Raw genomic sequence first — 12,403 nt, 5'->3', positions numbered from 1 at the left:
AGGGCACCCGCAAGGGCGCCAGGGCAGGTGTGCCCCGTTTCAAGTCCCGTAAGGATGCCCGGCAGTCGGTCCGGTTCACCGCCAACGCCCGCTGGTCCCTCACCGAGAGCGGCCGACTCGACCTGCCGAAGATCGGCGCGGTGAAGGTGAAGTGGTCCCGTGCCCTGCCCGCCGTCCCCACCTCGGTCACCGTGATCAAGGACAGCGCGGGCAGGTTCTTCGCGTCCTTCGTCATCGAAACCGACCCCGCCGCCGACCACGCCCGGATGCCCGACACCGGCCGCACCATCGGTATCGACCTGGGCCTGACGCACTTCGCGGTCCTGTCCACCGGCGAGAAGATCGACTCCCCCCGGTTCCTGCGTCGGGCGGAGAAGAAGCTGAAGAAGGCCCAGCGCGAGCTGTCCCGCAAACAGAAAGGATCGAGGAACCGCGGGAAGGCCCGGGTGAGGGTCGCCCGCGCCCACGCCAGGGTCACCGACGCGCGCAAAGAGTTCCACCACCAGCTCTCCACCCGGCTGGTCTCCGAGAACCAAGGGGTCGCCGTGGAGAGCCTGTCGGTGACGGGACTGGCGCGCACGAAGCTGGCCAAGTCCGTTCACGATGCCGGCTGGTCGCAGTTCGTGAACATGCTGGAGTACAAAGCCGCGCGGTACGGGCGCACCCTGATCAGGATCGGCCGGTTCGAGCCGACCTCGCAGACCTGCTCCACCTGCGGCGCCGTGGACGGGCCCAAACCTCTCGACGTCCGGGAGTGGACCTGTTCCGCCTGCGGCACTGTCCACGACCGGGACATCAACGCCGCGATCAATGTCAGAACGGCCGCCGGACTGGCGGCATCGGCCTGTGGAGCGCCAGTAAGACCAGAACCCGTTCTGGCACAGCGCGAAGAAGCAGGAAGCCATGGATTCCCGACCGGAAACCGCGCCGCGTAGCGGCACAGCAACCAGTCGGGAAGGCCAGAATCCTCGCCCTTCAGGGCGAGGAGCATGTCAATTGACGGCCTTGAGCGCGTTGACGATGCCGTACCCGTAGAAGCCGTTCACCCACTTGCCGCCCACGCAGGACGCGTCGGGCGTGCCGTCGCCGTCCTGGTCGTAGGACTCCGGGCAGGCCGTCTTGTCCGCCTGGGCCTTGAGCATCCACTGCAACTGCGCCGGCGTCGCCCACGGGTGCTTGGACTTCAGCAGCGCGGCGACACCCGAGGCGTGCGGCGCCGCCATCGACGTGCCCTGCAGGAAGGCGAACTCACCGTTCGGCATGGTGGACAGGACACGGCCGTTCTGCGACGGGGTGTCCGGGATCTGGTAGCGGCTGTCGCCGCCCGGGGCCGCGACATCGACGACGCCGTAGCCGTACGTCGAGTAGAACGACTTGAGGTTGTTCACGCCGGTCGCGCTCACCGTGACGACGCCCGGGAGCTGGGTGGGAAGGTCGAAGCACTCGTGCGGGTCGATGGTGCGCTCGACCGGGGTGGAGTCATCGGGGCTGGTCGTGTCGACGATCGCGTCCGAGTCGAGGTCGTGGTTGGAGTTGCCCGCGGAGGCCAGGTGCAGGGTGCCCTTCTTCGTGGCGTACTTCTGGGCCCGGTTGACCGCGTCGACGATGGCCTTCTGGTCCGGGTCGTCGAGGCAGTTGTAGAGCCACGGGTCGATGTAATAGCTGTTGTTGGTGATCTCCACGCCGTGGTCGGCGGCGAACACGAAGGCGCAGACGACGCTCTCCGGGTAGAACAGGCTGTCGTTCGGCTCGCTCACCTTGATGCTGGACACCTTCACGCCGGGCGCGACACCGGCCACGCCGGTCCCGTTGCGGGCCGCGGCGATCGATCCGGCCACGTGTGTGCCGTGGTAGTCGCCCGGGGCGCCGGCGGTCGGGCGCCAGGCGCCCTCGCTGGTGTCCGCGACACCGCTGACGCAGTTGGCGGACTGGGACGCGGAGAAGTTCGGGGCGAGGTCCGGGTGGGTGTCGTCGACGCCGGTGTCGATGACGGCGACGGTGACCTTCTTGCTGCCCGGGTTGATCTGCGCGGCCTTGTCGGCGCCGATCGCGCGCAGGTCCCACTGGTCGGCCTCGAGGGGCTCGCTTCCGGGGACCTCGGCCGAGGCGGCCTTCACCTTGGCGGCCTCCGCGGCCGACAGGTAGTCCGCGGCGCCCACCTCGGTCGTACCGGCGGCGACCAGCGGCGCGGTCCGCGTCGCACCCGCGGACTGCACACCGCGCACGGCCCGCATCCGCGCACCGAAGTCCGGGTTGGCCGAGTGGACGACGATCACGCCGATCTTGCCGTACGTCGCGACGACGGAGCCGCCCGCCGCGGCTATCGCCTTCTTCACCGACGAGATCGTGCGGGCATTCGCCTTGGTGTTGACGACGTACGTGAGGTCGGGGCCCTTTGCGGTCGCGGCGGCGGGCTCGGCGAGCGGGGCGGCCGCCGAGGCCACTCCCGGCAGGAAGCCGAGCGAGGCGGTCAGCGACAGGACGACCGGCACCGCGAGCGCGAGACGGCGGCGAGAGCGCAGATGAGCCATGGGGTCTCCACATCATCCGGAAACGACGACCCGCCCGGAACAGGTGCTGTCCGGGCAGGTACATGACGGGGTGGTGCAGCCCGAAGCTATCCCTCGTCCTCCCTGGCCAGCAATGAGTTGAAGGGATTTGGAGGGATGACGTCCGAAGAATAGGGAGACCCCTCAATCGGGCGTCGCGTCGTGCCGACTTACGAAAGAAACGCACCGGGTTGAACCGGTCCCCGCGCGGCGCCGTGACGTTGAGCAGGGAGCCCGAGCACCGTCGAGCACCCTTTGGGATCACGCCCGGGGAACCTGGCATCGCGACCCGGTCCGCGTGACCCAGATCACTGTGAGGTCATAGCCCGTCATGTCCGTTCCCGACCCGTCCCCAACCCCTCATAGATCCACAACCCCCCACAATTCCCCATCCACCGTCGTAACCGCACCCGCAACGCGAGGAGACTCCGTGGCAACCGACGCACCGCCCCCCTCGAAGGCAGAACGCAAGCTCCCGTCCACCGAGGAGTTCCTCGAGGTGCAGAAGAGCGCGGAGTTCGGTGAACTGCGCCGCTCCCACCGCTCCTTTGCCTTCCCGTTGACCGTGGGCTTCATCACCTGGTACCTGCTGTACGTCCTGCTCTCCAACTACGCGGGCGGCTTCATGGGCGCCAAGTTGTTCGGCAACATCAACGTCGCGTTCGTTTTCGGTATCGCCCAGTTCGTCACCACGTTCCTCATCGCCTGGTGGTACGCGCGGCACGCCGCCGCCAAGCTCGACCCCAAGGCTGAGGCGATCAAGTCCCGCATGGAGGCCGACGCATGAGTCTCACACTCACCCAGGTTCAGCAGGTGCAGCAGGTGCAGCTGGCCGCCAACGAGGCCAGCGAGCACAGACCGCTGATCATTTCCCTGTTCCTGGCGTTCGTCATCGGGACCCTATTCATCACGGTCTGGGCGGGCCGCCAGACGAAGGACGCTGCCGACTTCTACGCGGGCGGACGCCAGTTCACCGGCTTCCAGAACGGACTCGCCGTCTCCGGTGACTACATGTCCGCGGCGTCGTTCCTCGGCATCGCGGGCGCGATCGCCCTCTACGGGTACGACGGTTTCCTGTACTCCATCGGCTTCCTGGTCGCCTGGCTGGTGGCCCTGCTCCTGGTCGCCGAACCCCTGCGGAACTCCGGCCGCTACACCATGGGCGACGTCCTGGCGTACCGCATGCGCCAGCGTCCGGTCCGTACGGCCGCGGGCACCTCCACGATCGTCGTGTCGATCTTCTACCTGCTGGCCCAGATGGCGGGCGCGGGCATCCTCGTCTCGCTGCTGCTCGGCATCACCTCCGACGCCGGCAAGATCCTCATCGTCGCCCTCGTCGGCGTCCTGATGATCGTGTACGTCTCCATCGGCGGCATGAAGGGCACCACCTGGGTCCAGATGGTCAAGGCCGTGCTGCTCATCGGCGGCACCATCCTGATCACCTTCCTGGTGCTGCTGAAGTTCAACTTCAACATCTCCGACCTGCTCGGCACGGCTGCCGACAACAGCGGCAAGGGCGCCGCCTTCCTGGAGCCGGGACTCAGGTACGGCATCGACACCACAACCAAGATCGACTTCATCTCGCTCGGCATCGCGCTGGTCCTCGGCACCGCCGGTCTGCCGCACATCCTGATCCGCTTCTACACGGTGCCCACGGCCCAGGCCGCCCGGAAGTCCGTGAACTGGGCGATCGGCATCATCGGCGGCTTCTACCTGATGACCATCGCGCTCGGCTTCGGCGCCGCCGCGCTCATCTCGCAGGAAGAGATCATCGAGTCCAACCCGGCGGGCAACACGGCCGCACCCCTGCTCGCGCTGCACATCGGCGGCGTCGACTCGGCCTGGGGCGCCATCCTGCTCGCCGTGATCTCGGCGGTGGCCTTCGCCACGATCCTCGCGGTGGTCGCGGGCCTCACCCTGGCCTCGTCCTCCTCGTTCGCGCACGACATCTACGCCAACGTCATCAGGAAGGGCAAAGCCACGGAGAAGGAGGAGGTCCGGGCGGCCCGGCTGGCGACGGTCGGCATCGGCGTCGTCTCCATCGGCCTGGGCGCGCTCGCCCGCGACCTGAACGTGGCCGGCCTGGTCGCCCTCGCCTTCGCGGTCGCGGCCTCCGCGAACCTGCCGACCATCCTCTACAGCCTCTTCTGGAAGCGGTTCACCACCCAGGGAGCCCTGTGGTCGATCTACGGCGGTCTGACCACGGCCGTGGTGCTCGTCCTCTTCTCCGAGGTGGTCTCGGGCAGCCCCTCGTCGATGTTCCCGGACGTCGACTTCCACTGGTTCCCGCTGCGCAACCCGGGCATCATCTCCATCCCGGTCGGCTTCCTGCTGGGCTGGCTCGGCACCATCCTGTCCAAGGAGGAGCCCGACACCGGCAAGTACGCCGAGCTGGAGGTGCGGTCCCTCACGGGCACCGGCGCCCACTGACCCCGGGCGCGTCATCTCTCGCGGTGCGCGAGGCCGTCGTAGATCTCTACGGCGGCCCCGCGCCGCGTCTTGTGACGCTGTTGGCGAAGTCCGGCCTGTGGCGTGGGCGGACCGACGAGTGGACCATGTGTGGCGGTGCCCGACTCGGAAGCGTGAACACTTCGGTCCGATGTGTTTACGCTTCCGCGACAGCCCCCACCCGCACTGGATTCGCCAACAGCATCCGTCTTGTGGGAACGGGGCCCGTGTCGTTGTCAGTGCGGTCACGTAGGCTCGCAGATGTCTGGGAATTGTGATCCGCTCGAGGGAGGGGGCCCACGTGCTCATCGACACCTACGGCCGAGTGGCCACCGACCTGAGGGTCTCGCTGACCGACCGGTGCAACCTGCGGTGCACGTACTGCATGCCCGAGGAGGGCCTGCAGTGGCTGGCCAAGCCAGACCTGCTCACCGACGACGAGATCGTCCGCCTCATCGACATAGCGGTGCGGACGCTGGGCATCCAGGAGGTTCGCTTCACGGGCGGCGAGCCCCTGCTGCGCCCCGGCCTGGTCGGCATCGTGGAGCGCGTCGCGGCCCTCGATCCCCGCCCCCAGACGTCCCTGACGACCAACGGCATCGGCTTGAAGCGCACGGCGACGGCCCTGAAGGCGGCGGGCCTGGACCGGGTCAACGTCTCGCTCGACACGCTCCGCCCCGACGTCTTCAAGACGCTCACCCGCAGGGACCGCCACCAGGACGTCCTCGACGGCCTCGAAGCCGCCCGCGCCGCCGACCTGAACCCCGTCAAGGTCAACTCGGTCCTGATGCCCGACCTGAACGAGGACGAGGCCCCGGACCTGCTGGCCTGGGCCGTGGAGCACGACTACGAGCTGCGCTTCATCGAGCAGATGCCCCTCGACGCCCAGCACGGCTGGAAGCGCGAGGGCATGGTCACCGCCGGCGACATCCTCGCCTCGCTGCGCACCCGCTTCGATCTCACCCCCGAGGGCTCCGAGGAGCGCGGCTCCGCACCGGCCGAGCGGTGGGTCGTCGACGGCGGCCCGCACCGCGTCGGCGTGATCGCCTCGGTCACCCGCCCGTTCTGCGCGGCCTGCGACCGTACGCGCCTCACGGCCGACGGCCAGATACGCACCTGCCTGTTCGCCCGCGAGGAGACCGACCTGCGGGCCGCCCTGCGCTCCGGCGCCCCCGACGAGGAGATCGCCCGCATCTGGCGCATCGCCATGTGGGGCAAGAAGGCGGGCTCGGGCCTCGACGACCCGACGTTCCTGCAGCCGGACCGCCCGATGTCGGCGATCGGCGGCTAGGGACAGGCTCTAGGGGGCCGGGAGTTCAGGCCTCCGGCTCTTCCTCTTCCCAGTCCTCGAACTTCACGACGTCCTTCAGGAACCCGCGTACGCCGAGGAACTGGGACAGGTGCTCGCGGTGTTCCTCACAGGCCAGCCAGGTCTTGCGCCGCTCCGGGGTGTGCAACTTGGGGTTGTTCCAGGCGAGCACCCACGCGGCGTCGGCACGACAGCCCTTGGCGGAGCAGATCGGCGAAGACGGGGAGGACGGACCTGAGCCGGGAACGCTGAGCATCACGCCCACGACCCTAGCCGCTCGGCGGAAAGCCGACGCCACCGCCCACAAAGGCGACGCCGAGCAGCCACGGGGGGAGCTGCCCGGCGTCGGTCTGTCGCTCCGACGGGGGATGCGGAGCGCGTACGAAGTATGTCACGGGTAACCCTCCGCCGGGCACCGGAACAGCACGATTGATCTGAGCTTTTCTTGAGCTTGGAGGTCGGCTGCATTCCGCTTCCGCCGCATCCCCGGAGGTCAGGAACGGTTCCCCGGAGGTCAGGAACGCTCGCGCGGCTCGCTCCGCACACCCGCCGCGGGTTCGCCCGGCACATCCTCCGCGACGGATTCCGCGTCGCCCCCGGACCCGTCGGACCGGGGCGGCGTGATCATGGGGCGGTTCGGGACCGAGACGAACGTGGAGGGCAGCGAGGGCGCGTTCTCGCGGCCCGCGTTGGCGATGACCACGGAGATGTAGGGGAGGAGCACCCCGAGCACCAGCGCGACGACCGCGACGTGCCGTTCGACGTTCCAGAGGACCGCGGCGGCGATCACCGCGAGCGTGCGGATCGACATCGAGATGACATAGCGCCGCTGCCGGCCGCGTACGTCGTCGGCCAGCCCCTGCCGGGCTCCGGTGATCCGGAAGACCTGGCTGTTGCTCTGCTTCCGCATCACGTTCCACCACCCGCCTGCATCGGACGCTCCCTGCCCGCACCGGCCCGAACCCGGTCAGGGAAACAGGGGCCCGAACAGGCACCACGTTACGCCGCGACTGCGCCGCCCACGAGACCGGGGCACCTCGCACAAGGAGCGGACGGCCTGCGCCGTACCCCGTACGGCCCTGCCCGACATGCACCGTATGTGGTACCCCTCAAGACTGGGCGTAATGCTCACGTGGAGCCGTACGAGGAGGCAGTCATGGGCTGGTTGTGGGCGATCATTGTGGGATTCGTGCTGGGCCTGCTGGCCAAGGCGATCATTCCGGGCAAGCAGCACAGCCCGCTCTGGCTGACGACCGTCTTCGGCATGCTCGGAGCCATCGTCGGCAACGCCCTCGCGCGGTTGTTCGGCATCGACGCCACCCCCGGCATCGACTGGGGCCGCCACGGCCTCCAGCTCGCGGCGGCCGTCGTGATCGTCTTCCTGGGCGACATGGCGTACATGGCGGTGCGGGGCGGCAAACAGAGGGCGTGAGGCGTACGAGCAGTGCGAGGCGTACGACGAAGGGGGCGGTCCGTGACGGGACTGCCCCCTTCGTACGCGCACGGCGAGTGCCTCAGGCACCATCGCCTCAGGCGCCGGTGACCTCCACCGCCGCCAGGTTCTTCTTGCCCCGGCGGAGCACCAGCCAGCGCCCGTGGATCAGGTCCTCCCGGGCCGGGACGGCGTCCTCCGCGGCGACCTTCACATTGTTCACGTAGGCACCGCCCTCCTTGACCGTGCGCCGCCCGGCCGACTTGCTCGGCACCAGGCCGACCTCGGCGAAGAGGTCCACCACCGGGGCCAGCTCGGCGACCTTGACGTGCGGCACCTCGGAGAGGGCCGCGGCCAGCGTCCGGTCGTCGAGGCCGGACAGCTCGCCCTGACCGAAGAGAGCCCTGGACGCGGCGATCACGGCGGCCGTCTGCCCGGCGCCGTGCACCAGCGTCGTCAGCTCCTCGGCCAGCGCGCGCTGGGCGGCACGGGCCTGGGGGCGCTCCTCGGTCTGCTTCTCCAGCTCCTCCAGCTCCGCGAGGGACTTGAAGGACAGAATGCGCATGTACGTCGAGACGTCCCGGTCGTCCACGTTCAGCCAGAACTGGTAGAACGCGTACGGCGTCGTCATCTCCGGGTCGAGCCAGACGGCGCCACCCTCGGTCTTGCCGAACTTGGTGCCGTCCGCCTTGGTCATCAGCGGGGTGGCCAGCGCGTGCACGTTGGCATGGGGCTCCAGCTTGTGGATCAGGTCCAGGCCGGCCGTGAGGTTGCCCCACTGGTCGCTGCCGCCCTGCTGAAGCGTGCAGCCGTAGCGCCGGTACAGCTCCAGGAAGTCCATGCCCTGCAGAAGCTGGTAGCTGAACTCCGTGTAGCTGATGCCCTCCTCGGACTCCAGGCGCCGGGCGACCGAGTCCTTGGTCAGCATCTTGTTGACGCGGAAGTGCTTGCCGATGTCCCGCAGGAACTCGATCGCGGACATCCCGGCCGTCCAGTCCAGGTTGTTCACCATCACCGCGGCGTTCTCGCCCTCGAAGGACAGGAACGGCTCGATCTGCCCGCGCAGCCGGGTCACCCAGTTCGCGACCGTCTCCGGGTCGTTCAGCGTGCGCTCGGCCGTCGGGCGAGGGTCGCCGATCTGGCCGGTGGCGCCGCCGACCAGGGCCAGCGGGCGCAGGCCCGCCTGCTGGAGGCGGCGCATGGTGAGGACCTGGACCAGGTGGCCGACGTGCAGGCTGGCCGCGGTCGGGTCGAAGCCGCAATAGAACGTGACGGGACCGTCCGCGAGCGCCTTGCGCAAAGCGTCCTCGTCAGTGGACAGGGCGAACAGCCCCCGCCACTTCAGCTCGTCGACGATGTCCGTCACGGTTCTCGTGTCTCCTTGGATGATCTTCCGGCAGTCGGGTGACAGCCGACTACGAACGCCTACGAGGTTATACGCCCTGACTGACAGAGCTCATATTGAAATCCGGGATGCGCAGGGCCGGCATCGCGGCCCTGGTGAACCAGTCGCTCCACTCCCTCGGCAGCGTCTTCTCCGTGCGTCCGGCCTCGGCGGCCCGGCCCAGCAGATCCACCGGCGACTCGTTGAAGCGGAAGTTGTTCACCTCGCCGGTGACCTCGCCGTTCTCCACCAGGTAGACACCGTCACGGGTCAGGCCGGTCAGCAGCAGGGTCGCCGGGTCGACCTCGCGGATGTACCAGAGGCAGGTCAGCAACAACCCGCGCTCGGTGTTCGCGACCATCTCCTCCAGCGAGCGGTTCTCACCGCCGTCGAGGACCAGGTTGCCGATCCCGGGCTTGACCGGCAGCCCGGTGAGGCCCGCGCTGTGCCGGGTGGTCGTCAGGTGCCTGAGCTCGCCCTCGCGGATCCACTCGGTGGCCGCCAGCGGCAGCCCGTTGTCGAACACCGAGGCGTCGTCCCCGGAGGAGTGCGCCAGCACGAACGGGGCCGACTCCAGGCCCGGCGCCTTCGGGTCGCTGCGCAGCGTCAGCGGCAGCCCGGTCAGCTTCTCGCCGACGCGGGTGCCGCCGCCCGGCTTGGAGAACACCGTCCGGCCCTCTGCCGCGTCCCGGGCCGCCGCCGACCACATCTGGTAGATCAGCAGATCCGCCACCGCCGTCGGCGGCAGCAGCGTCTCGTACCGCCCGGCCGGCAGCTCGATCCGCCGCTCGGCCCACGCCAGCCGCTGCGCCAGCTCCGCGTCCAACGCCCCGGGGTCTACGTCCTTGAAGTCCCGCGTCGAGCGTCCGGCCCACGCCGAACGCGTACGGTCCGGGGACTTGGCGTTGAGCTCCAGCGTCCCGTTCGGCTGGTCGTGCCTGAGGCGCAGCCCCGTCGACGTACCCAGGTAGCTGGAGACGAGCTCGTGGTTGGCGAAGCCGTACAGCTCGCGATCGCCCCCACGCGCGCGTGCGAACGCCTCCCCGAGCGCCGGCGCGAAGTCCGCGAACACGGCGGACGAGGTCTCGGCGGGCGCGTCCGTGAAGCCGGGCGACTCGGGAACACCGGTCACCAGCGGCTGGGCGTCCTCGGCGGGCCCGGCCCCCCGCGCGGCGGCCTCGGCGGCCCGCACCAGCGGTTCCAGCTCCTCGGCGGTGACCGCGGACCGCGACACCACACCCGACGCCGTACCCTCCTTGCCGTCCACCGTCGCGATCACGGTGAGCGTACGCCCGCGCGTGACCCCGTTCGTGGTCAGCGCGTTGCCCGCCCAGCGCAGGTTGGCCGTCGAGTACTCGTCGGCGATCACCGCACAGCCGTCGGCCCGGGACAGTTCGAGGGCGCGCTCGACGATCTCGTGCGGCTTGTTCGTACCAGCGCTCATCGACCGGCCTCCTGCGTGGTGTTGAGGCTGTGCTTTCCCGGGGACCGTGACATCAGCGGCTGCCGCCGCGGGCCCCCGGACCCCCAGCCGATTCCGTTGTGCGCCCTCATCGCCCGGCCTCCTGCGTGGTGTTGAGAATGTTGACGCCCCGGAACAGGGCCGACGGGCAGCCGTGCGACACGGACGCGACCTGACCCGGCTGGGCCTTGCCGCAGTTGAAGGCACCGCCCAGGACATACGTCTGCGGACCGCCCACCGCGGCCATCGAGCCCCAGAAGTCGGTGGTCGTCGCCTGGTACGCGACATCCCGCAGCTGCCCGGTGATCCGTCCGTTCTCGATCTTGAAGAACCGCTGTCCGGTGAACTGGAAGTTGTACCTCTGCATGTCGATCGACCAGGACCGGTCACCGACGACGTAGATGCCCCGGTCGACGCTCCCGATCAGGTCCTCGGTGGACATCCCGGCGGGGTCCGGCCGCAGGGACACATTGGCCATGCGCTGCACCGGCACATGGGAGGGGGAGTCGGCGTACGCGCACCCGTTGGACCGCCCGAGGCCGGTGAGCCGGGCGATCCGCCGGTCGAGCTGGTACCCGACGAGGGTCCCGTCCTTGACGAGGTCCCAGCTCTGCCCCTCCACGCCCTCGTCGTCGTACCCGATGGTCGCGAGCCCGTGCTCGGCCGTGCGGTCGCCGGTGACGTTCATCAGCTCGGAGCCGTACTTCAGCTTGCCCAACTGGTCGAAGGTGGCGAAGGAGGTGCCGGCGTACGCGGCCTCGTACCCGAGCGCCCGGTCCAGCTCGGTCGCGTGCCCGATGGACTCGTGGATGGTCAGCCAGAGGTTCGACGGATCGACGACGAGGTCGTACAGCCCCGCCTCGACGCTCGGCGCCCGCATCTTCTCCGCGAGCAGCCCCGGAATCCGCGCCAGCTCGTCGTCCCAGTCCCAGCCGGTGCCCGTCAGGTACTCCCAGCCGCGCCCCACGGGCGGCGCGATGGTCCGCATGGAGTCGAACTCGCCGCTGGACTCGTCGACCGACACGGCGGTCAGCTGCGGATGCAGCCGTACCCGCTGCTGGGTCGTCACGGTCCCGGCCGTATCGGCGTAGAACTTGTTCTCGTGCACGGTGAGCAGCGAGGCGTCCACATGATCGACCCCGTCGGCCGCGAGCAGCCGCGCGCTCCACTCCGCCAGCAGCCCCGACTTCTCCTCGTCGGGCACGGTGAAGGGGTCGATGTCGTACGAGGAGACCCAGGTCTTCTCGCTGTGCACGGGCTCATCGGCGAGCTCCACCCGCTCGTCCGACCCGGCGGCCCTGATCACCTGGGCGGAGAGCTTGGCCATGGCCACGGCCTGCGACGCGACCTTCGCGGCGGCGTCCATCGTCAGATCCACCCCCGAGGCGAACCCCCAGGTCCCGCCGTGCACCACCCGCACCGCGTACCCCAGGTCCGTCGTGTCCGACGACCCGGCCGGCTTGGCGTCCCTGAGCCGCCAGGCCGCACTGCGCACCCGCTCGAACCGGAAGTCCGCGTGCTCGGCCCCGAGCGCACGCGCGCGTGCCAGCGCGGCGTCGGCGAGGGCGCGTAGGGGGAGGGCCAGGAATGACTGATCGACTTCGTGGGGCACGGGTGGGAATCCCTTCGGCGCGCTCTCCTGTAATGACGATGACCGTCGCAAGCAGTGAATCATGTAGTACCGGCCGCATTCCCCGGAAATTCGTACGGCGCATGTCGCCGGCACCGAAACGTGCGAAAGCCCCGGCAGCAGTGTCCTGGCGGGGTAGTGGGCCGGCTCGGTTGCGTGGGGTGTCCCGGCGTGTGGCCAGACCGTCGG

At 69.3% G+C, this 12,403-nt stretch carries 11 protein-coding genes; 5 read left to right on the top strand and 6 right to left on the bottom strand.

Features of this window, described 5'->3' with window-relative positions:
- Nucleotides 1-935 (top strand): RNA-guided endonuclease InsQ/TnpB family protein (locus ACWD3C_RS40410; RefSeq protein WP_451152326.1); only part of this gene is annotated, 935 nt, incomplete at its 5' end.
- Between the two features lie 57 nt (nt 936-992).
- On the opposite strand, the gene ACWD3C_RS40405 is transcribed toward ACWD3C_RS40410, so the two are convergent.
- Nucleotides 993-2,531, bottom strand: coding sequence for a S8 family peptidase (locus tag ACWD3C_RS40405; protein WP_451152324.1), 1,539 nt, complete (start codon nt 2,529-2,531; stop codon nt 993-995).
- 448 nt (nt 2,532-2,979) lie between these two features.
- Between ACWD3C_RS40405 and ACWD3C_RS40400 the strand changes: the two genes are divergently transcribed.
- From ACWD3C_RS40400 to moaA, 3 genes are all read left to right on the top strand, one after another.
- Nucleotides 2,980-3,336, top strand: a complete 357-nt coding sequence (locus ACWD3C_RS40400; protein WP_451152322.1) for a DUF485 domain-containing protein — start codon at nt 2,980-2,982, stop codon at nt 3,334-3,336.
- Nucleotides 3,333-4,979 carry a solute symporter family protein gene (locus tag ACWD3C_RS40395; protein WP_451152320.1) on the top strand — a complete coding sequence of 549 codons (1,647 nt, stop codon included), beginning with the start codon at nt 3,333-3,335 and terminating at the stop codon, nt 4,977-4,979. The genes ACWD3C_RS40400 and ACWD3C_RS40395 overlap by 4 nt, the downstream gene beginning before the upstream one ends.
- A gap of 319 nt (nt 4,980-5,298) precedes the next feature.
- The gene (gene moaA, locus ACWD3C_RS40390) at nt 5,299-6,288 is read left to right on the top strand and encodes a GTP 3',8-cyclase MoaA (RefSeq protein ID WP_451152318.1); all 990 of its coding nucleotides are present in this window, start codon (nt 5,299-5,301) and stop codon (nt 6,286-6,288) included.
- Nucleotides 6,289-6,313: 25 nt separating this feature from the next.
- Here the strand turns inward: moaA and ACWD3C_RS40385 are convergent, their stop codons facing one another.
- Together ACWD3C_RS40385 and ACWD3C_RS40380 are read right to left on the bottom strand one after the other, a co-directional pair.
- Nucleotides 6,314-6,562, bottom strand: coding sequence for a hypothetical protein (locus ACWD3C_RS40385; protein WP_451152328.1), 249 nt, complete (start codon nt 6,560-6,562; stop codon nt 6,314-6,316).
- A gap of 258 nt (nt 6,563-6,820) precedes the next feature.
- Nucleotides 6,821-7,216, bottom strand: coding sequence for a DUF3099 domain-containing protein (locus ACWD3C_RS40380; RefSeq protein WP_451152316.1), 396 nt, complete (start codon nt 7,214-7,216; stop codon nt 6,821-6,823).
- Between the two features lie 246 nt (nt 7,217-7,462).
- On the opposite strand from ACWD3C_RS40380, the gene ACWD3C_RS40375 reads away from it, so the two are divergent.
- Complete coding sequence (locus ACWD3C_RS40375) at nt 7,463-7,738, top strand: GlsB/YeaQ/YmgE family stress response membrane protein (RefSeq protein ID WP_451152314.1); 276 nt, start codon at nt 7,463-7,465, stop codon at nt 7,736-7,738.
- A gap of 97 nt (nt 7,739-7,835) precedes the next feature.
- Here ACWD3C_RS40375 and tyrS read toward each other — a convergent pair whose 3' ends face one another.
- The 3 genes from tyrS to ACWD3C_RS40360 all read right to left on the bottom strand — a co-directional run bounded on the left by tyrS (nt 7,836) and on the right by ACWD3C_RS40360 (nt 12,196).
- Nucleotides 7,836-9,104, bottom strand: a complete 1,269-nt coding sequence (gene tyrS, locus ACWD3C_RS40370; RefSeq protein WP_451152312.1) for a tyrosine--tRNA ligase — start codon at nt 9,102-9,104, stop codon at nt 7,836-7,838.
- A 67-nt stretch (nt 9,105-9,171) separates the two neighbouring features.
- Nucleotides 9,172-10,566 (bottom strand): metallopeptidase TldD-related protein, encoded by a 1,395-nt coding sequence (locus ACWD3C_RS40365; RefSeq protein ID WP_451152310.1) that lies wholly within the window; start codon nt 10,564-10,566, stop codon nt 9,172-9,174.
- Between the two features lie 106 nt (nt 10,567-10,672).
- A complete protein-coding gene (locus ACWD3C_RS40360) occupies nt 10,673-12,196 on the bottom strand; it encodes a TldD/PmbA family protein (protein ID WP_451152308.1) in 1,524 nt (507 codons plus the stop codon).
- Nucleotides 12,197-12,403: the final 207 nt, after the last annotated feature.

It is taken from the genome of Streptomyces sp. NPDC002845, assembly GCF_053591955.1.
This window is presented reverse-complemented; position numbering and strand designations above follow the sequence as displayed.

Excerpts from the sequence above, each read along its gene's own strand:
- ACWD3C_RS40365 (WP_451152310.1), bottom strand. The coding sequence starts at position 10,566 with ATGAGCGCTGGTACGAACAAGCCGCACGAGATCGTCGAGCGCGCCCTC.
- ACWD3C_RS40380 (WP_451152316.1), bottom strand. The coding sequence starts at position 7,216 with ATGCGGAAGCAGAGCAACAGCCAGGTCTTCCGGATCACCGGAGCCCGG.
- ACWD3C_RS40375 (WP_451152314.1), top strand. The coding sequence starts at position 7,463 with ATGGGCTGGTTGTGGGCGATCATTGTGGGATTCGTGCTGGGCCTGCTG.
- ACWD3C_RS40385 (WP_451152328.1), bottom strand. The coding sequence starts at position 6,562 with ATGCTCAGCGTTCCCGGCTCAGGTCCGTCCTCCCCGTCTTCGCCGATC.
- ACWD3C_RS40405 (WP_451152324.1), bottom strand. The coding sequence starts at position 2,531 with ATGGCTCATCTGCGCTCTCGCCGCCGTCTCGCGCTCGCGGTGCCGGTC.
- ACWD3C_RS40395 (WP_451152320.1), top strand. The coding sequence starts at position 3,333 with ATGAGTCTCACACTCACCCAGGTTCAGCAGGTGCAGCAGGTGCAGCTG.